Genomic DNA, 18894 nt, shown 5'->3' on the forward strand with positions numbered 1-18894 from the left:
TATCAACCCCCCAAAAAACACACTCTTCCCCCACACCCCGCTCTCCCTATCTGGCCGTGGCGCCCAAGCGCGGTCACCTCGGTGACCGCGCGCTCGGCGGCGCCGTCGTCCGCGCGGAGCCAGGCGTTCATGTCCGTCTCCGTGACGCCCGGGGAGACGGTGTTCACGGTGATGTTCCGGTCGCCGAGGAGGGGCGCCAGGCTGAAGCCCAGCGTGTCCAGGGCTCCCTTGGTCATCGAGTAGACGAGGTCCGGGAGGGCGATGCGGACGACGGCCGAGGAGATGTTGATGATCCGGCCGCCGTCGTTCAGGAGCGGGAGGGCCCGTTCGATGATGAAGTACGGCGCCCGCACGTTCACCGCGAAGACCCGGTCGAACTGCTCCTCGTTCACCGTGCCCAGCACCCCGGCGAGGATGGCGGCGTTGTTGACCAGGATGTCCAGCCGCTCTCCCCGGAGGCCCTCGAACAACGCGTCCACGCCGTCCTCGAACGCCGCCTTGACCGCGTACGCCTGCCCGCCCGCGCCCTCGATCGCGGCCACCGTCTCCTTGGCCAGGTCGTCGTTGCTGGCGTAGTGGACGATCACCCGGGCCCCGTCGGCGGCCAGGCGCTCGGCGATGGCCCGCCCGATCCCGCGTGAAGCTCCGGTTACCAATGCTGTCTTTCCCGACAAATCTCTCATGCGCTCCATCGTGGGTCTCGGCTCCCTCACCCGTCCAAGACCGGCTGTTATAGCTTTTTGCTATGGATGCCCATATTCGGGATCTCAGGTATTTCGTGGCGGTCGCCGAAGAGCTGAGCTTCACCCGGGCGGCCGCCGAGCGGCTCTTCATCTCGCAGCCCTCGCTGAGCAGGCAGATCAGGCAGCTGGAGCTGTCGATGCGGGCCAAGCTGTTCGAGCGCGACCGCCGTACCGTGGCGTTGACGGCGGCGGGGGCGGCGCTGCTGCCCGAGGCCCGGCGGATCATCGAGCAGTGGGAGGGCGCGCAGCGGGCGGTGGCGGCGGCGCGCGAGGAGCGGACGCTGGTCGTCGGGTTCCAGACGCGGATCGGGCGCGGGCTCGTGCCGTCCATCTTGTCCGCGCTGCCCGGCTGGGACCTGCGCTTCCGGCAGGTGCCGTGGAGCGACCCCACCGTGGGGCTGGGCGACGGCCAGGTCGACGTGGCCGTCGCGTGGCTGCCCATGCCCGGCCACGACTACGACTGGACGGTGGTCAGCACGGAGGAGCGCTGGGTGGCGCTGCCCGCCGCCCATCCGCTGGCCGCCCGCCCCGAGGTCACGCTCGCCGACCTGGCCGGGGAGGCGTTCGTGGCGATGCCGGTCTCCGCCGGGCCCATGCGGGACTTCTGGCTGGCCGGCGACCAACGGGCGGCGCCCGCCGTGGTGGGGGCGGAGGCGGAGACGGCCGAGGAGGCGTTGGAGCTGGTCGCGTCGGGGCGGGCCGTGGTGCTGGTCTCGGCCGGGAACGCCGAGCTCTACCGGCGTGACGACGTGGTCAGCAGGCCCGTGGCGGGGCTGCCGCCGAGCAGGCTGGCCGTCGTCTGGCGGCGGGACGACCGGCGGCAGGCCGTGCGGACGCTGGTGGACGTGTTCGTCACGTGCATGTGCGTCACCTGATCGTCTTTTGTTGACACCGTATACCTCGCTGTTTACGGTGTAAACATGATGCTCAGAGTGGCCGCTCCGCTTTTATCCGCGGTGCTTTTCTATTTCGGTACGGGTTTCGCGCCGATCCCCGCGCTGACCTGGCTGGCGCCGCTGCCGATGCTGCTCCTGGCGGCACGGGCGAGCGGCAGGGCGACGTTCTCCCTCGCGTTCCTGGCCTTCCTGGCGGGAATGACGAACCAGCTCGACTTCTTCCTGCGCACCCCGTCGGTGCCGCGGCCCATCGGGATCGGCATCATCGTCGGCTGCTCGCTGCTGTTCGGGCTGGTGGTCTGGCTCTTCAGGGCGCTCGCCCGGCGCGGGCTGACCATGCTCGCCGCCTCCGCGCCGCCCGCGGTGTGGGTGGCGTTCATGTACCTGACCGTGCTGGCCAACCCGACGGGCATCATCTGGCCGCTCGCCACGTCCGTGGCCGACGTGCCCGTGGTGACCCAGATCGCCTCGGTGACCGGCGCCTGGGGCGTGGAGTACGTGGTGCTGCTGGCGCCGACCACGTTGGCGGCGATGCTGTGGCCGGGGACTGCCGCAGCGGCGCGGCTGCGTACCGGCGTGGTGGGGGCGGCGGCGTGCCTGCTCGTGCTCGTCTTCGGGGCCGTGCGGCTGGCCGGCGCCGACTCGACCGGGTGGCGGCAGGTGGCGGTGCTGTCGGCCACCCGCTACCAGTGGGCGCCCGACGCGGCGAGCCCGGCGGCCAAGGCCCTGGTCGGCGAGTACGTCAAGGAGATCGCCGGGCTGCCCTCGGGGACCAGCACGGTGGTGCTCCCCGAGGGCACGCTGGGCACGGACGAGGCGAGCCTGGGCCCGGCGCTCGCGCCGCTGCGCGAGATCGCCCGCGATCGGAACATCGACGTGGTGATCGGGGTCGTCCACACGACCCCGGAGATCAAGTACAACTACTCGGTGGACCTCCCGGCAGGCGGACTCGCGCCGGTCTACTACACGAAGTGGCACTTCGCGCCCGGGGAGCCGTTCCGGCGCGGGGACCAGCTCGTCTTCGCGCGTGACCACGTCGGCCTGGCCAACTGCATGGACCTCAACTTCCCCGCGCCGATCCGCGACTACGCCCGCGCCGGGGCGCGGCTGATGGCGGTGCCGGCCGCCGACGAGTTCGGCAACGGCTGGCAGCACAGCCGGATGGGACTGCTGCGCGGCGTGGAGACCGGACTCTCGGTGGCCTGGGCGGCGCAGTGGGGCACGCCGATGATCTCGGACCCGTGGGGCCGGGTGCTGGCCGAGCGGGACACCGAGGGCACGCGGCAGCCGTTCGTCACGGCCTTCGCCGACGTGCCCTCGGGCCCCGGCCCCACCGTGTACGCCCGGTTCGGCGACTGGTTCGCGTGGCTGTGCCTCGCGCTGGCCGCCGCCGGGCTGGTCGCGCTTCGGTCAGTCCCCCGTCAGCCAGGCCGTGGTGTCGGCGGGCAGGGCGCCGTCCTCCAGGGGGCCGCTGGCCAGGAGGAGCCGGCCCGCGGGTAGCGGCACCGGGTCGGGGCCCAGGTTGGTGACGCTCGTCAGGCCCGAGTCCCTGGTGAAGGCCAGGACCTCGCCGCCCGTCGGGAGCCAGGTCAACGTGCCGTCGCCCAGCAGGTCGCGGCGCAGGCCCAGGGCCGTCCGGTAGAGGTTGTGCATCGAGCCCAGGTCCGTGCGCTGGGCCTCGGCGGTCAGCTTGCGCCAGCCCTCCGGCTGCGGCAGCCACGGCGTGCCCGCGCCGAAGCCGAACGGGGGCTCCTCGCCCGACCACGGCAGAGGGATGCGGCAGCCGTCCCGGCCCGGGTTCGTGCCGCCCGACCTGGCGTACATCGGGTCCTGGCGGAGCTCGTCCGCGAGATCCTCGACCTCGGGAAGGCCCAGCTCCTCGCCCTGGTAGACGTACACGGAGCCGGGGAGCGCCATGGCCAGCAGGGCCGCCGCCCTGGCCCGCCGGTAGCCCAGCTCCAGGTCGGAGGGGGTGCCGTGGAGGCGGCCCCCGTGCGCGAACGTGGTGTCGGCGCGGCCGTACCGGGTGACCGGGCGCGTCACGTCGTGGTTCGACAGGACCCACGTCGGCGGCGCGCCGATGGGGGTGTGGGTGGCGAGGGTCAGGTCGATGACCCTGCGCAGCTCGGCCGGGTCCCACGAGCAGGACAGGAAGTCGAAGTTGAAGGCCGTGTGGAGCTCGTCGGGCCGCAGGTAGCGTGCGAAACGCTCCTGGTCGGGGAGCCAGACCTCCCCGATCAGGATGCGCTCGCCGTACTCGTCGGCCACCTCGCGCCACCGACGGTAGACGTCGTGGACCTCGTCGAGGTCTTCGTACTTCGTGTCCGACTTGATCAGCAGGGCGGCGGAGTCGATGCGCACGCCGTCCACGCCGCGGTCGAACCAGAACCGCAGCACGTCCTCGAACTCCTGGTGGACCTCCGGATTGGTCCAGTTGAAGTCCGGCTGCTCCGGGGCGAACAGGTGGAGGTACCACTGGCCGTCGGGGACCTGGGTCCAGGCCGAGCCGCCGAAGATGGACTGCCAGTCGTTCAGCGGCTCGTCGGCGAACCAGAAGCGGTCCCGCGCCGCGGGGTTCTCCAGAGCCTCCTTGAACCAGGCGCTCTCCGTGGAGCTGTGGTTCGGCACCACGTCGATGATGACCTTGATGTCGAGCTCGTGCGCCTCCTCGATGAACCGCTCGGCCTCGGACAGCGTGCCGAAGACCGGCTCGATGTCGCGGTAGTCGGCCACGTCGTAGCCCCCGTCGGCCATCGGCGACGGGTACCACGGGTTCAGCCAGATGGCGTCGATCCCGAGATCCTTCAGGTACGGCAGGCGGGAGCGCAGGCCGGCCAGATCGCCGATCCCGTCACCGTTCCCGTCGGCGAAACTACGCAGGTAGACCTGGTAGATCGCGGCCCCCCGCCACCACGTTTGCGACATGCGCTTATCCCTTGATGCTTCCGGCGGTGAGCCCCGCCATGATGTGTCGTTGGAAGACGAAGAAGACGATGATCATGGGGATACTGGCGATGACCAGGCCGCCCATGATCTGGTTCTGGGTCACCGCGCCCGCCGTCTGCGACAGGCCCACGCTGATCGTCATCTTCTCGCTGTCGGTCATGACCAGCAGCGGCAGGACGAAGTCCTTGAACGCGGTGACGATCGTGAAGATGGAGACCACCCCCAGGATCGGCCTGGAGACCGGCAGCACGACCGACCACAGCACCCGCAGCGGGCCCGCGCCGTCGATCTGCGCCGCCTCGATCAGCTCCCGCGGGATCGAGTCGAAGAACCGTTTGAGCAGGAAGATGTTGAAGCCGTTCGCCGCCGCCGGGAACCACAGGCCCCAGGCGTTGTTGAGCAGCCCCAGGTCCACGATCGTGACGTAGAGCGGGATGAGGATGACCATGGGCGGGATCATCAGCGTGGCCAGCATCGCGCCGAGGATCACGTTGCCGAACATCGGGCGCAGCTTCGACAGCGCGTACGCCGCCGTGACGTCCACCGCCATGGAGAACAGCCACGCGCCCAGCGAGTAGTACGCGGTGTTCGCCAGCAGCGTGCCGATGTCGAACAGGTCCCAGGCCTCGAAGAACGCCTCCAGCGACGGGTCGGCCGGGACGAGCGACGGTGGCATCTGGGCGATCTCCTCCGGCGTCTTCATGGCGCCGGTGATCATCCAGTAGAGCGGGAAGACGAAGGCCAGCGTGAAGACCACGATGACGGCGATCAGCACCAGCCAGTAGATCCGCCGGCCCCACCTGCTGTTGAGCTGGTGCGGCGAGACGATCGTGCGGAACTGCACCTGGATCGGTTTCGGCGGCCTTCGCCGGCGCTTCGGCCCGGCGCCGCCGCCGGGCGGCTCGGACACCGGGGCCCGCCTGTGTTCGGTCGCCGTCATGCCCTGTCCTCACGGGTCGTCCTGAGCTGGAAGGCCGCGAAGACGAGGAGCGCGAGCATGAGCAGCATGCCGAGCGCGCCCGCCTGGCCGTAGTTCATCTGCGAGAACGCGAACTGGTACATCAGGTACGCGACGCTCACGGTCGCGTTCTCCGGGCCGCCGCCGGTCAGCATGTACGGCTCGATGAACACCTGCATGGTCGCCACGATCTGCAGCATCAGCATGAGCAGCAGGATCAGCCGGGTCTGCGGGATCGTGACGTGCCTGATCCGCTTGAGGATCCCGGCCCCGTCGAGCTCGGCGGCCTCGTACAGCTCGGGCGGGATGTTCTGCAGCGCCGCCAGGTAGATCAGCGTCGCGCTGCCCATGTTCATCCAGGTCGAGACGAGGACCAGGGAGATCAGGGCGGTCGACGACGAGTCCAGCCAGGCCAGCGGCGGCAGGTGGAAGAAGTCCAGGACCTGGTTGAACAGCCCGGGCCCCGGATCGTAGAACCACCTGAACAGCAGCACCGCCACGATCGGCGGCAGCATGACCGGCAGGTAGACCACGAACCGCAGGTAGGCCCGGGCGTGGCGCAGCTCGTTGAGGACGAGCGCGACGACGAACGGCACGGCATAGCCGCACAGCAGCGCGAGCAGCGTGAACTCCACGGTGTTCAGCCAGGCCTCGCCGAAGGCCGGGTCCTGGACCGCCGCCTTGAAGTTGTCCAGCCCCACCCAGGTGGGCGGGTTGATCAGGTCGGTCTTCTGGAAGCTCAGAATGAACTCCCTGACCATCGGATACCAGGCGAACACCGTGAAACAGATCAGGGCCGCGCAGAGGAACCCGTAGGCCGTCAGGTTGCGCCGCAAGATTCCCATCCAGGTCAGCCCTTGGCCGCCAGCATGGAGTTCGCCTTGGTCTCGGCGTCCGTCAGGAGCTGGTCGACGCCGGCGTCCTTACGGCTCAGCACGCCCGACATGACCACGTCGAGGATGGCGTACAGCTCCTGCGCGTGCATCGGCTCGGCCTTCGGCGGGATCGTCGCGGCGGCCTGCACGTACGGCGCGTAGTTCGAGACCGGCAGCGAGGCGTTCTTCTCGCGGTCGGCCTGGATGGCCTTGCCCGTCGCCGAGTCGCCGTAGACGGCGTTGTCGGGCACGCCGACCGGGTTGCCGATGGCCTTGCCGCGGGCGAAGTCGAAGCGGCCCTTGCCGACGGTGTTGTAGCGGAAGTCGACCCACTCCAGGCCCGCCTTGGCCTCCTCGGGGGTGGCCTTCGGGTTGATCATGAACGCTTCGCCGCCGCTCAGCGACGCCTTGGCCTCGGGGAAACCGGTGATGCCGTAGTCGGCGACGTTGCCCTTGAACTTGGTGACCACGTCGGTGACCACGTCGGGCGCGCCCAGCATCATGCCGACCTTGCCGCTGCCCATGGCCATCATGAGCGACTCCCAGCCGACCAGGAGCTTGTTGCCCATGCTGTTGTCGACCCAGCGCATGTCGTGCAGGTTCTGCAGCACGGCCTTGCCCTCGGGCGAGTTGAACGCGGCCTTCTTGTTGTCGGGGGTCAGGATGCTGCCGCCGCGACCGTAGATGGCCTGGGTGAAGTGCCAGCCGCCGGTGTTGCCGCCGGAGTACTCGCCGTAGCCGACGTAGCCGGCGCCGAGCGCGCCGATCTTCTTGGCCGCCTCGCGGACCTCGGCCCACGTCTTGGGCGGGGTGTCGGGGTCGAGACCGGCCTTGGTGAACAGGGCGCGGTTGTAGACCAGGCCGACGCCGTAGTGGACGTTCGGCACGCCGTACACCTTGCCGTCCTTGGTCACCATCTCGCGCACGTCGGGGCGCAGGTCGTTCCAGTTCTTGATGGTGCTGGTGTACTGCGTGATGTCGAGCGCCTGGCCCTGGCCGATGACGTCGTTGTAGTTCGTCACCGGGACCACGAAGACGGTCTCCATCTGGCCGCCGGCCAGCTTGGGGCCGAACGTCTTGGGGTCGAAGCAGGGCTGCTGGTCCGTGCTCTTGACCGTCACGCCCGGGTGCGCCTTCATGAACGTGGCCACGTCGTCGTCCCAGGCCTGGCGCTCCTTCGGCGCGGACTTGGCGGGCTGGCAGGCCACCGTGATCGTCACGGCCTTGGCGCCGCCGCCGGCGCCGGCTGACGGGGTGGCGGGGTTGCTGGAGCCGCAGGCTGTGGCTGAGATGCCGAGCACGGACACGAGCAAGAGCCCAGTGGATCTCCGCATGGTCTGACCCTTCTGATGCGAGGTGCCCACACCATAGGATCGGGGACGGATGTTCGCAATATTTCGACTGCATATTGCAAGATAACGACTGGATTAAGCCGATGTCGCGATGCCTCCGACCCACCGCACGGGCCGAGGCCCCTTGGGGAGGAGGGGGAACGGGCCGGGCTCAGGCCCCTAGACCGCCGCGCGGGCGGTGGAGGCGCGGACCACGAGTTCGGGCTCGAACAGCAGCTCGTCCGCCGGCACCACCGCCTTGTCGATCTGCGCGACCAGCAGGTCCACGGCGGCCCTGCCCATGGCGTCGATCGGCTGGCGGACCGTGGTCAGCGGCGGGTCGGTGCAGTTCATCAGGGCCGAGTCGTCGAAGCCGATGACCGAGATGTCCCCCGGCACGGTGAGCCCGGCCCGGCGGGCCGCCCTGATCGTGCCCAGCGCGAGCAGGTCGCTGGCGCAGATCACGCCGGTCACCCCGCGCTTGACCAGCCGGGCGGCGGCCGCGTGCCCGCCCTCCAGCGAGAACATCGTGTGCTCGACCAGCCCGGGGTCCCCGCCCTCCGTTTGGAACGTCTCCAGCTTGCGCCGCGACGGCATGTGGTCCTTCGGCCCGAGCACCATGCCGACCCGCTCGTGGCCGAGCGCGCGCAGGTGGGCCAGGGCCATCTCGGCGGCCACCGTGTCATCGCAGGAGACCTGCGGGAAGTCGAGGTGCTGGACGGCCGCGTTCACCAGCACGGTCGGCAGCTTGCGCTCGTGCAGCAGCTCGTAGTGCCCGTGCGCGGCGTCGGCCTGGGCGTAGAAGCCACCGGCGAAGACGACGCCGCTCACCTGCTGCTGGAGCAGCAGGTCCACGTAGTCGGCCTCGGAGACGCCGCCGACCGTGCGGGTGCACAGCACGGAGGTGAACCCCTGCTGGGCCAGCGCGCCACCGACCACCTCCGCGAAGGCGGGGAAGATCGGGTTCTGCAGCTCGGGGAGCACGAGGCCGACCAGCCGGGCCCGGTCGCCGCGCAGCTGGGTGGGGCGCTCGTAGCCGAGCACGTCGAGGGCGGTCAGCACGGCCTCGCGGGTCGCGTCGGAGACCCCGGGCTTGCCGTTGAGCACCCGGCTCACCGTCGCCTCGCTGACTCCGACTTTCTTGGCCACCTCTGCGAGTCGTCGCGTCATGCGCAAACTATACGGCCTTCAGCGCAAGCGCTTGCAACGGCTTACGTCGATCCGACGTAGGGCTTTGCACCGCCTCCACAGCGTTCTCGCAGCCCCGGCAAGTTCCTGACCAGCAAGGGAAGACTGCGTGCGACGATTCCTGTCAGTCAACTGTTTGCGAAATCTCGTCGAAATATTGCGGCTATCTGCTCGACATCCTATGGTTCGGCCATCCGCCTTACCCGGAAGGGCCACCCCCATGAGAGCACTCTTAGCCGCCCTTACGTTAGTCATCGGATTCCTGGCCGCACCCGCCTACGCGGCGGCCGACACCAACCTCGCGGCCGGCAGAACCGCCACCGCGAGCAGCTTCACCGAGGTCTACGCCGCCCCCAACGTGACCGACGGCAACCAGGCCACCTACTGGGAGTCGGCCAACAACGCGTTCCCGCAATGGGTCCAGGTCGACCTCGGCGCCAGCGCGAGCGTCAACAAGCTCGTGCTGAAGCTGCCGTCCGGCTGGCCCAGCCGTACCCAGACGCTGACCGTCCAGGGCAGCGCGAACGGCTCCGCCTTCAGCACGATCGTCGCCTCGGCGACGTACACCTTCAACCCGACCGCGACGATCACCTTCGCCGCCACCACCGCCCGCTACGTCCGGCTGCAGATCACCGCGAACACCGGGTGGCCCGCGGGCCAGCTCTCCGAGTTCGAGGTGTGGGGCAGCGCGCCGGACAACCCGCCGCCGAGTGGCGCCAACCTGGCGCTCGGCAAGGCGATCACCGAGTCCTCGCACACCCACACGTACGTGGCCGCCAACGCCAACGACGACAACCTCCAGACGTACTGGGAGGGCGCGGCCTACCCCAACACGCTGACCGTGCAGCTCGGCGCCAACGCCGACCTGACCTCGATCACCCTCAAGCTCAACCCCGACCCGGCCTGGACCAGGCGGACCCAGAGCATCCAGGTCCTCGGCCGCGAGCAGAGCGCCGCCGGCTTCACCAGCCTCGTCTCCTCGGCCACGTACACCTTCGACCCGGCCACGGGGAACTCGGTGACCATCCCGGTGACCGGCAAGGCCGCCGACGTCCGGCTGCAGATCACCGCCAACTCGGGCGCGCCGGGCGGGCAGGTGGCCGAGTTCCAGATCTTCGGCACGCCGTCGGCCAATCCCGACCTGACCGTGAGCGGCCTCTCGTCCTCCCCGGCCGCGCCGGTGGAGACCGACGCGGTCACGCTGTCGGCCACGGTCAGGAACGCGGGCACCGCGGCCGCCGCCGCGACCTCCGTGAACTTCTACGCGGGTGCGACCAAGGTCGGCAGCGCGAGCGTGGGCGCGCTGGCCGCGGGGGCGTCGACCACCGTGTCCGCGAACATCGGCGCCAGGGACGCCGGGACCTACCAGCTGTCCGCCAAGGTGGACGAGGACGGCAAGGTCGTCGAGCTGAACGAGGCCAACAACACCGCCACCGGCACTTTGACCGTGAAGCCGGTCGACACGGCCGACCTGGTCGCCTCCCCCGTCGCCTGGACGCCGGGCAACCCGGCCGCGGGCAACACGGTGACGTTCTCGGTGGCGATCAAGAACCAGGGCACGGTGGCCTCCAGCGGCGCCTCCCACGGCATCACGCTCACCGTCACGAACGACTCCGGCACCGTCGTCAAGACCCTGACCGGCTCGACCGGCGGCGCCATCGCGGCGGGCGCGACCACGAGCCCCGTGAGCCTGGGCACCTGGACCGCGGCCAACGGCAAGTACACGGTCAGGACGGTGCTCGCCGACGACGCCAACGAGCTGCCCGTCAAGCGCGCCAACAACACCAGCGAGCTGCCGCTGTTCGTGGGCCGCGGCGCGAACATGCCGTACGACACGTACGAGGCCGAGGACGCCGTGATCGGCGGCGGGGCCACGCGCGTGGGCCCGAGCAGGGACATCGGCACGATCGCCGGCGAGGCGTCCGGGCGGCGCGCGGTGACGCTCAACCAGACCGGCGCGTACGTCGAGTTCACCACCAGGGCGGACACGAACACCCTGGTCACCCGCTTCTCCATGCCCGACGCGGCGGGCGGCGGCGGGCTCAGCTCGACCCTGAACGTCTACGTCAACGGCTCGTTCCTCAAGGCCGTCAACCTGACCTCCCGCTACGCCTGGCTCTACGGCGCCGAGGCCAGCCCGAGCAACTCCCCAGGCTCGGGGCCGCCCAGGCACATCTACGACGAGGCGAACGTGCTCCTCGACGCCACCGTGCCCAAGGGCAGCACGATCAGGCTGCAGAAGGACGCGGCCAACAGCCAGACGTACGCGATCGACTTCGTGGACTTCGAGCAGGCGACCCCGGTCGCGAACCCGGACCCGGCGAAGTACGCCGTACCGACCGGTTTCACCCACCAGGACGTGCAGAACGCGCTCGACAAGGCCCGCATGGACGCCAACCTGACCGGCGTCTACCTGCCGCAGGGCGACTACCAGACGTCGGGCAAGTTCCAGGTGTACGGCAAGTCCGTCAAGATCGTCGGCGCGGGCCCCTGGTTCACCAGGTTCTCCTCCCCCGCCGGGCAGGACAACACCGACGTGGGCTTCCGCACCGAGGCCTCGGCCAACGGCTCGACGTTCGCGAACTTCGCCTACTTCGGCAACTACACCTCGCGCATCGACGGCCCCGGCAAGGTCTTCGACTTCTCGAACGTGGCGAACATGACGATCGACAACGTCTGGGCCGAGCACCAGATCTGCCTCTACTGGGGCACGAACACGGACAACGTCACGATCAAGAATTCACGGATCCGCAACCTGTTCGCCGACGGCCTGAACATGACCAACGGCAGCACCGGCAACCACGTCACCAACGTCGAGGCCAGGGCCACGGGCGACGACAGCTTCGCGCTGTTCTCGGCCACCGACAACAACCCCGGCGAGCAGACCGGCAACGTCTTCGAGAACCTGACCTCGCTGCTCACCTGGCGGGCCGCGGGCGTGGCCGTGTACGGCGGCTACGACAACACGTTCAGGAACATCTACGTCGCGGACACGCTGACCTACCCGGGCGTCACGATCAGCTCGCTGGACTTCGGGATCCCGATGAACGGGTTCGGCGCCAGCCCGCCCACGACGTTCGACAACATCTCGCTGGTCCGGGCCGGCGGGCACTTCTGGGGACAGCAGACGTTCCCGGCGCTGTGGCTGTTCTCCTCGTCCAAGGTGTTCCAGGGCATCCGCGTCAACAACCTGGACATCGTGGACCCGACGTACAGCGGGATCATGTTCCAGACCGGCTACTCCGGCAACGCGCCGCTGAACCCGGTCAAGGACACGATCCTCACGAACGTGTCGATCAGCGGGGCGCAGAAGAGCGGTGACGCCTTCGACGCCAAGTCCGGCTTCGGCATCTGGGTGAACGAGCTGCCCGAGCCCGGTCAGGGCCCGGCCGTCGGGTCGGCCACGATCAACAACCTGAGGTTCGCGAACAACTTCCAGAACATCAAGAACACGACCTCGACCTTCACCCTGACCACGAACTAGAGCTCTGACCTGGTGGGCAACCCCTGCCAGTCGCTGACGCTGGTCACCGCGGCGGCGCTCAACAGCGCCCCGCGGTGCAGGCGTTCCTGGGGGATGAGGCCGTCGAGCGCGGCGCTGATGTACCCGGCCGCGAACGCCTCCCCCGCGCCGGCCGTGTCCACGATGGGGACCTGCCAGCCCTGCACGTCGTAGCGCATCCGGTCGGCGCGCACGCTCGCGCCCTTGGCGCCGCGGTCCACCACGACCTCGCGCTCCGCCGTGAGCGCGGGCTTGACCAGGTCGAGCTCGTCCTGGTGGAGGAAGAGCAGGTGCGAGTCGCAGGCCAGCTCGCCGAGCACCTCCTCGGCCTCGCGTACCGACGGCCACAGCTCGGGCACGTAGTCGACGGAGAAGGAGACCATCACCCCGGCGTTCTTCGCGGCGCTCACGGCGGTGCGAACCGCCTCGAGCGCGTCCCGGCCGAGGCCCGCCGTGAGACCGGTCACGTGGAGCATCTTCGACGCTGCGATCCGGTCGATCGGCACGTTGCCCGGAGTGAGCCGCGAGCCCGCCGAACCCGCGCGATACTGCGTCACTCTCTGTGAGCGGCCGACACGGGTCTCTCTGAGGATCAGGCCCGTGCGCAACCCCTCGGACACGCGCATGTCCGCGACGTCCACACCCTCGCCCCTGAGCGCGGTGAGCACCCTCGCACCCAGCTCGTCATCGCCCACCTTGCCCAGGTAGGCGCTGCGGTGCCCGAGCCTGGCCAGCGCGATCGCCAGGGTGAACTCGGGCCCGCACACGTCCAGCCGGGCTTCGCTCTCGTGGCGAACCCGGCCGCTGGAGACGATCCCCAAGGGCTCGCCGAGCGTGTAGACGTCGGTCATGCGCCAGACTGTAGCCGGTCAAGTACTTTTCCCGCATAACCCCTGGTTGCCAGCGTGATCAAATATTTTCTGTAACATTAGCCAACCTTTTCCCCTTCTCGTGGCTCAAAGTAGTAAAGGGGTCGGCCACCCCGAGCCGGCTCCAAGTCAATACGGGGAGAGGAATCAGCACCCTCATGAGAAAGATCGCACTTGGTATCGTTTCCGCCCTTGTAGGCGGGGCCATGCTGATGTCGGGCGCGAGCACTGCTTCGGCGGCCACCAAGGTGGACACGCAGCTCAAGATCCGCGACATCGACCCTAATCCGGTCGTGGTGGAGCCCGGATCCGAGACGACCGCGTACTTCGACATCGGGGCCAGCTCCGACGTCAAGAAGGTCGAGCTCAGCGTGGCGCCCGAGGGCGCCCGCACGCTCCGCGCCAAGGACGTCAAGGACCTCGAGGGCTGGCGCTTCGCCGTCGGCTTCACCGAGGGGGACCCCCAGGGCAAGTGGCAGGCCACCGCTGTAGCCTTCGACTCCGCCGGCAAGGAGATCGCGAAGGACACGGCGTTCTTCTCGGTCGAGCTCGAGAAGAGCAAGTCCGAGACGCGTATCTCGCGCTTCTCCGCGGACCCGTACAAGATCCGCAAGGGTCGTACGATCGAGTTCTCCGGCCGTCTCCAGGTGGATGACGACGGCTGGGAGGGCGTCCGCGGCGAGAAGGTGGACGTCTACTTCCGCGCGAACGGCTCCAGCGGCTGGAAGTGGGTCGCCTCCGCCAAGACCAAGTGGGGCGGCAAGTTCTACGCCGAGACCCGCGCCTACAAGAGCGGTACCTTCCGCGCCGTGTTCAACGGCAACGACGAGCTCGACGGCTCCAAGAGCCGCACGGACTCCGTGCGGGTCTACGGCAGCTGGTGGCGTCGTTAATCCATAAGACGGAGGCCCGGTCCCTGCCCAGGGGCCGGGCCTTCCGGCTTTTCGGGGACCCTCAGGTTTAGGGATCACGCTTTGCGTGCATGGACAGTCGCATTGCGTGGATCTACCGACCCCCGAGGAGCCTCGTATGCCGCATCCCCTCATCGCCCTCGTCCTGAGCATGACGAGCACGCTGGGGGCGGCGCCTTCGTCCGATCTGTCCGTGCGCTACGAGCAGCCGGGCTCGCCGGGCGCCGAACAGGCCAGAAAGCTCCTCAAGGACGGCGACACGCTCAAGACCCGGATCCGGCTGCCCGCGTCGGTCAAGGTCGTCGCCCGTGACTGCGACGCGCCGGAGGCCACCTGGGACCTCGAGGAGCGCCGGATCACCATCTGCTACCAGCTGGTGGACAAGGTGCGCCACGTGATGGACGGCATCTCCGAGACCGAGGAGACCGACGCCCGTGCCAGGTCCGCCCGCATGGACGGCGCGCTGGCCGTGCTCTTCCACCACCAGCTCGGCCACGCCCTGACCACGCTGAACGGCCTGGCCGACAGCGAGGAGCAGGCCGACCAGTTCGCGGCGCTGACGCTCGCCTCCGACTCGCCCAAGCGCGTGGTGGCCGCCGCCGAGGCCCGTCACCTGCTCGCCGGCCACGCCGGCATCGACCACCTGTCGGGGCCGCCCGAGTCGGCCACGTTCTCCTGCCTCCTGTACGGCGCCGACCCCGGCAAATACGACCGGATCGCCCAGGGCGGCTGGGTCCCGCCCGAGCGGGCGCCCACCTGCGCCGACGAGTACGACCGGGTCAGGTCCGCCGTCGGATCGATGGCCGTGAAAGCGGGCACGTAGCGGGTAGCGTCCGGAGTATGGCCGACGAGCTGCTCAAACACTTCAATCCGTTCGACATCTTCGACACGGAGGCCACCCGGCTCGACCGGTTCTTCAGCGGGCTCGACGAGGCCGGCTGGCAGCGGCCGTCCCGGTGCGAGGGATGGTCGGTGCGCGACGTGCTGGGCCATCTGGCGGGCGAGGAGCTGTACAACCACGCCTGCCTCGACGGGACCGTGCAGGACCTGCTGACCCGGCTCTCCAAGGCCGGCGTGTCCGGCTACAACGACTTCAACGAGTGGTCGGTGCGGCAGCGGCGCCACCTGCCCGTGGCGGAAGTGCTGGAGGAGTGGCGGGTCCAGAACGGCGAGACGCGCCGCCGCATGCGCGAGCTCGGCCCCGGCGGGCTGATCGACACCATGGCCGGGCCCTACCCGTGCGGCCGGCAGGCCTTCCACTACGACTCCGAGTACGCCACCCACGCCGACGACGTCGGCGCGCCCGTCCCCGACGCCGAGGTCGACGACCGGACGCTGTGGCGGGTGGCGGTGGGGCGGTTCGCGCTGGCCGAGCAGGAGGCCAAGGTGCAGGTGGAGCAGACGGCCGACGAGATCTGGGCCGCCGTGAACGGGGTCACGGCCTCGCTGTCGTACCCCGAGTTCGTGGAGGCCACGGTGGGGCGGCTGCCCGCGTCGCACGGGGTCGACCCGCGCGTCGTCGCGGCCCTGAGGTGCCTCGCCTGACCGTTCGGAAGGGGGATCGACGATGTGGCTGCGTAACCGGGCGGGCACGGAGCCACTGAGCGCGCGCAGCCCGCTGCGTACCCGGCGGATCCTGTCGCTGGTCGCGCTGGTGGTGGGGATGGCGGCGGCGGTGTTCTTCGCGGTGCTCGCCGCGAGCACGGGGGCGGAGGTCTGGCGCTGGGAGGCCGCGATCGCGGCCGCGGTGGCCGTCGTGGCCGCCGCCGACCTGGCACTGCTGCGCCGGCGGCGCTGACTGTGCCGTCAGGTGGTCGGTACGGCGAGTCAGGTGGTCAGTACGGCGAGTCAGGTGGTCAGTACGGCGAGTCAGGTGGTCAGTACGGCGAGCAGGAGCAGGACGATCACGAGCGCGCCGGCCGTGAAGATCATCCAGACGTGTGCCAGCACCCACCTGCGCAGGCGATCACCATACGCGTGGGGGAAGTCCCCGTCTGATTCGATCTTGTTGATCGCCGCTACGCGCCTTGCCAGCTCGGGGTCCTCTCGCTCAAGGGCCTGCTCGATCTCAGCGAGAATGCGGCGTTCCTTTCCAGAGAGACTCATGGCCATCACCACTGCTCCGATGCCGGTGACCACCTTTTACCCAGCAGTAGCGCAGGCATGCCCCCTCCGGCCGATCCCCCGCAGGCGCGTACATGCCTGCGGGGGGCCGCCCGTCACTTGCGGCGGTTCGCGTAGCGCTGGTTGAAGCGCTCGACGCGGCCCGCGGTGTCGAGGATGCGGCCGCGGCCGGTGTAGAAGGGGTGGCTGGCGGACGACACGTCCACGTCGACGACCGGGTACGTCTTACCGTCCTCCCACTCGACCGTCCTGTCGCTGGTGAGGGTCGAGCGGGTGAGGAACGCGAACCCGACGCTCGGGTCACGGAAGACGACGGGGCCGTACGCGGGGTGCAGGTTCTTCTTCATGGCCTGCACAACCAGATGACAACGGTTTTCATTCCCGAGCTTCGGGGTCGAGTCCCAGCACCGTGCGGCCGCCGTCCACGGGGATGGTGGCGCCGTTGACGAACGCCGCCTCGTCCGAGAGGAGGTGCGCCACGACGGAGGCCACCTCGGCGGGGGTCGCGACCCGGCCGAGCGGGTGCAGCATGGCCAGCTGCTCCTCGACGGCCTGCCGCGCCTGCGGGGTCTGCGACTCCAGGAACGCCTCATACCGTTCGGTGGCCACCGAACCCGGGGCCACGGCGTTGACCCTGATGCCGTGCCTGCCGTACTCCACGGCCAGAGCCCTGGTCAGGCCCTCGGTGGCGGCCTTGGCGGTCGAGTAGGGGAGGCTGCCGGGCACCGCCCTGGTGGCCTGGTGGGAGGTGACGTTGACGATGGCGCCGGGCGTACCGGCCGCGAGGAAGTGGCGTACGGCGGTGGCGCAGCCCACCACGGCGAGGTCGAGATTGGCCGCGATCAGGGCTCTGACCTCGGCGATCGGGGACGTGTGGACGGAGGCGTCGCGGAACACGGCGGCGTTGTTGACCCAGCCGCGCAGGCTGCCGGCCTCCTGGGCCAGGTCGGCGGCCCAGGCGGCGACCTCCTCGTCGGCCGCGTCGCCGATCAGCGGGATGACTCGGGGGCCGGCCCAGGCGAGGGCGTCGGGGTCGCGTTCGACGGCCACCACCACGGTGTCCTTCCCGCCGCCCTTCTCGCCGCCCTTCTCGGCGAGGAGCCGTTCGACCACGGCCTTTCCGATGCCACGCCCGCCGCCGCTCACCACATAGGAAAAGGTCATGACTCGACGCTATTCCGCTTTCACCGTGCGCTATTCCTGACGGGGCTAAGTGACATTTATCACCGTATTTCTGACCGGTGAACGGGAACGATCCTGGAGTGATCGACGCCACCGTGCCGAAGTCCCCCATGTGGATGATCGGCGCTCTCTCGATCACGCAAACCGCCGGATATGGCGTGCTCTATTACGCGTTCTCCGTGTTCATCCCACCGATGTCCCGCGACCTCCACGCCGGGGTCGCGCAGCTGACCGGAGCGATCACCCTGGCCGTGCTGGTGTCGGGGGTCGCGGCGCCGCTCATCGGCCGCTGGCTCGACCGGCACGGCGGGCGCGGGCTCATGACCCTCGGGTCGGTGCTGGGCGGGCTGGCGGTGCTGGCGTGGTCCCAGGTGCGCTCTGTGACGCAGCTGTACCTGGTCTGCGGGGTGCTGGGCGTGGCGTCGGCGATGGTGCTGTACGAGGCGGCCTTCGCCGTGATCGTGGCCTGGTTCGACGCGACCAGGCGGGCGCGGGCGTTACTCGCGGTGACCGTCGTGGCGGGCTTCGCGTCCAGCATCTTCCTGCCGCTGACGGGCTTTCTCGTGGACCTGTACGGGTGGCGCCAGGCTCTGGTCATCCTGGCCGCCGGATACGCCCTGACCTCGGTGCCGCTGCACGCCCTGGCCGTCCGGAGCCGGGCCGCGCCGCCGCACGTGAACCGGAGCGAGATCGTCGGGGCGGCCCTGCGCGAACGTCCCTTCTGGCTGCTGGCGGCGGCCTTCCTGACCCAGACCGGCGCGGTGTCGGTCATGGGTGTCCTGCTGGTCACGTACCTGATCGCCCTCGGCCACTCCCCCCTCTTCGCCGCAGGCGTCGCGGGCCTGCTCGGGGTGCTGTCGGTCACGGGCCGGCTCGTCACCACCGGCCTGCAGGGCCGCTGGTCGGTGGCGTTGATCACGGCGGTGATGTTCGGGGTGCAGGGGCTGGCGGCGGTGCTGCTGCCGCTGGTCGGCAGGAGCACGGCGGGGGCGGTGGCGGGGGTGGTGCTGTTCGGGCTGGGGTTCGGCGTGGGCACGATCGCTCGGCCTGCTCTTCTTGCCGATCGGTACGGCACGGGAGCGTACGCGTCACTGAGCGGGGCACTCGCGCTGCCCATCACGGTCGCCAAGGCCGTCGCGCCGCTGCTGGCGGCCGGAATCGCGCAGTTCGCCGGGTATCCGGCGGTGATGGGAGCGGTGGCAGCGGCCTGCGCCCTGGGCGCCCTCTCCTTGATCGCCTACCACCGCAACGCCCACCCCACCCCCGCCACCGCCTAACCCACCCTCCCTCCCTCACCCCCACAACCCTCACCCCACCCACGCCCCGCCCTCACCCCCGCCATGCCCATCCCCACGCCGCCTCGCCCTCG

Annotated in this window: 18 protein-coding genes; 8 read left to right on the plus strand and 10 right to left on the minus strand. The window is 69.7% G+C overall.

What is annotated here, in order from left to right:
- Nucleotides 1–2: 2 nt before the first annotated feature.
- Nucleotides 3–683, minus strand: a complete 681-nt coding sequence (locus ACWDX9_RS14395; RefSeq protein ID WP_449953334.1) for an SDR family oxidoreductase — start codon at nucleotides 681–683, stop codon at nucleotides 3–5.
- A gap of 62 nt (nucleotides 684–745) precedes the next feature.
- Between ACWDX9_RS14395 and ACWDX9_RS14400 the strand changes: the two genes are divergently transcribed.
- Together ACWDX9_RS14400 and ACWDX9_RS14405 are read left to right on the plus strand one after the other, a co-directional pair.
- Nucleotides 746–1618 (plus strand): LysR family transcriptional regulator, encoded by an 873-nt coding sequence (locus tag ACWDX9_RS14400; protein WP_449953337.1) that lies wholly within the window; start codon nucleotides 746–748, stop codon nucleotides 1616–1618.
- A gap of 81 nt (nucleotides 1619–1699) precedes the next feature.
- On the plus strand, nucleotides 1700–3139 hold the full coding sequence (locus ACWDX9_RS14405) for a nitrilase-related carbon-nitrogen hydrolase (protein ID WP_449953340.1): 1440 nt from the start codon (nucleotides 1700–1702) through the stop codon (nucleotides 3137–3139).
- Here the strand turns inward: ACWDX9_RS14405 and ACWDX9_RS14410 are convergent.
- From ACWDX9_RS14410 to ACWDX9_RS14430, 5 genes are all read right to left on the minus strand, one after another.
- Complete coding sequence (locus ACWDX9_RS14410; protein ID WP_449953343.1) at nucleotides 3050–4564, minus strand: glycoside hydrolase family 13 protein; 1515 nt, start codon at nucleotides 4562–4564, stop codon at nucleotides 3050–3052. The two genes, ACWDX9_RS14405 and ACWDX9_RS14410, sit on opposite strands and share 90 nt — an antisense overlap.
- Nucleotides 4565–4568: 4 nt before the next feature.
- Entirely contained in the window at nucleotides 4569–5525 is a 957-nt protein-coding gene (locus tag ACWDX9_RS14415) for a carbohydrate ABC transporter permease (protein ID WP_449953345.1), read from the minus strand.
- The gene (locus tag ACWDX9_RS14420) at nucleotides 5522–6388 is read right to left on the minus strand and encodes a carbohydrate ABC transporter permease (RefSeq protein WP_192790492.1); all 867 of its coding nucleotides are present in this window, start codon (nucleotides 6386–6388) and stop codon (nucleotides 5522–5524) included. Before ACWDX9_RS14420 ends, ACWDX9_RS14415 begins: the two co-directional genes overlap by 4 nt.
- Nucleotides 6389–6393: 5 nt before the next feature.
- Nucleotides 6394–7752: an ABC transporter substrate-binding protein gene (locus ACWDX9_RS14425; RefSeq protein ID WP_449953349.1), complete on the minus strand. Its 1359-nt coding sequence runs from the start codon at nucleotides 7750–7752 to the stop codon at nucleotides 6394–6396.
- A gap of 177 nt (nucleotides 7753–7929) precedes the next feature.
- Nucleotides 7930–8919, minus strand: coding sequence for a LacI family DNA-binding transcriptional regulator (locus ACWDX9_RS14430; RefSeq protein ID WP_449953354.1), 990 nt, complete (start codon nucleotides 8917–8919; stop codon nucleotides 7930–7932).
- Between the two features lie 238 nt (nucleotides 8920–9157).
- On the opposite strand from ACWDX9_RS14430, the gene ACWDX9_RS14435 reads away from it, so the two are divergent.
- Nucleotides 9158–12421 (plus strand): discoidin domain-containing protein, encoded by a 3264-nt coding sequence (locus ACWDX9_RS14435; RefSeq protein ID WP_449953357.1) that lies wholly within the window; start codon nucleotides 9158–9160, stop codon nucleotides 12419–12421.
- On the opposite strand, the gene ACWDX9_RS14440 is transcribed toward ACWDX9_RS14435, so the two are convergent.
- Entirely contained in the window at nucleotides 12418–13290 is an 873-nt protein-coding gene (locus ACWDX9_RS14440) for a sugar kinase (RefSeq protein ID WP_449953360.1), read from the minus strand. The genes ACWDX9_RS14435 and ACWDX9_RS14440 overlap by 4 nt on opposite strands.
- Before the next feature lie 224 nt (nucleotides 13291–13514).
- On the opposite strand from ACWDX9_RS14440, the gene ACWDX9_RS14445 reads away from it, so the two are divergent.
- The 4 genes from ACWDX9_RS14445 (at nucleotide 13515) to ACWDX9_RS14460 (ending at nucleotide 16017) form a co-directional block, all read left to right on the plus strand.
- Nucleotides 13515–14201: a hypothetical protein gene (locus tag ACWDX9_RS14445; protein ID WP_449953363.1), complete on the plus strand. Its 687-nt coding sequence runs from the start codon at nucleotides 13515–13517 to the stop codon at nucleotides 14199–14201.
- A 136-nt stretch (nucleotides 14202–14337) separates the two neighbouring features.
- Nucleotides 14338–15042, plus strand: a complete 705-nt coding sequence (locus ACWDX9_RS14450; RefSeq protein ID WP_449953366.1) for a DUF4344 domain-containing metallopeptidase — start codon at nucleotides 14338–14340, stop codon at nucleotides 15040–15042.
- Between the two features lie 17 nt (nucleotides 15043–15059).
- Nucleotides 15060–15764 carry a maleylpyruvate isomerase family mycothiol-dependent enzyme gene (locus tag ACWDX9_RS14455; protein ID WP_449953368.1) on the plus strand — a complete coding sequence of 235 codons (705 nt, stop codon included), beginning with the start codon at nucleotides 15060–15062 and terminating at the stop codon, nucleotides 15762–15764.
- A gap of 22 nt (nucleotides 15765–15786) precedes the next feature.
- On the plus strand, nucleotides 15787–16017 hold the full coding sequence (locus ACWDX9_RS14460) for a DUF6343 family protein (protein WP_449953370.1): 231 nt from the start codon (nucleotides 15787–15789) through the stop codon (nucleotides 16015–16017).
- A gap of 71 nt (nucleotides 16018–16088) precedes the next feature.
- Here ACWDX9_RS14460 and ACWDX9_RS14465 read toward each other — a convergent pair whose 3' ends face one another.
- The 3 genes from ACWDX9_RS14465 to ACWDX9_RS14475 form a co-directional block, all read right to left on the minus strand.
- Nucleotides 16089–16358 (minus strand): DUF3040 domain-containing protein, encoded by a 270-nt coding sequence (locus ACWDX9_RS14465; RefSeq protein WP_364244555.1) that lies wholly within the window; start codon nucleotides 16356–16358, stop codon nucleotides 16089–16091.
- An 80-nt stretch (nucleotides 16359–16438) separates the two neighbouring features.
- Complete coding sequence (locus tag ACWDX9_RS14470) at nucleotides 16439–16690, minus strand: type B 50S ribosomal protein L31 (RefSeq protein WP_350729869.1); 252 nt, start codon at nucleotides 16688–16690, stop codon at nucleotides 16439–16441.
- Between the two features lie 28 nt (nucleotides 16691–16718).
- The gene (locus ACWDX9_RS14475) at nucleotides 16719–17507 is read right to left on the minus strand and encodes an SDR family NAD(P)-dependent oxidoreductase (RefSeq protein ID WP_449953375.1); all 789 of its coding nucleotides are present in this window, start codon (nucleotides 17505–17507) and stop codon (nucleotides 16719–16721) included.
- A 77-nt stretch (nucleotides 17508–17584) separates the two neighbouring features.
- Between ACWDX9_RS14475 and ACWDX9_RS14480 the strand changes: the two genes are divergently transcribed.
- Nucleotides 17585–18802: an MFS transporter gene (locus ACWDX9_RS14480; RefSeq protein WP_449953377.1), complete on the plus strand. Its 1218-nt coding sequence runs from the start codon at nucleotides 17585–17587 to the stop codon at nucleotides 18800–18802.
- The last annotated feature ends 92 nt before the right edge of the window (nucleotides 18803–18894 follow it).

It is taken from the genome of Nonomuraea sp. NPDC003201, assembly GCF_053590415.1.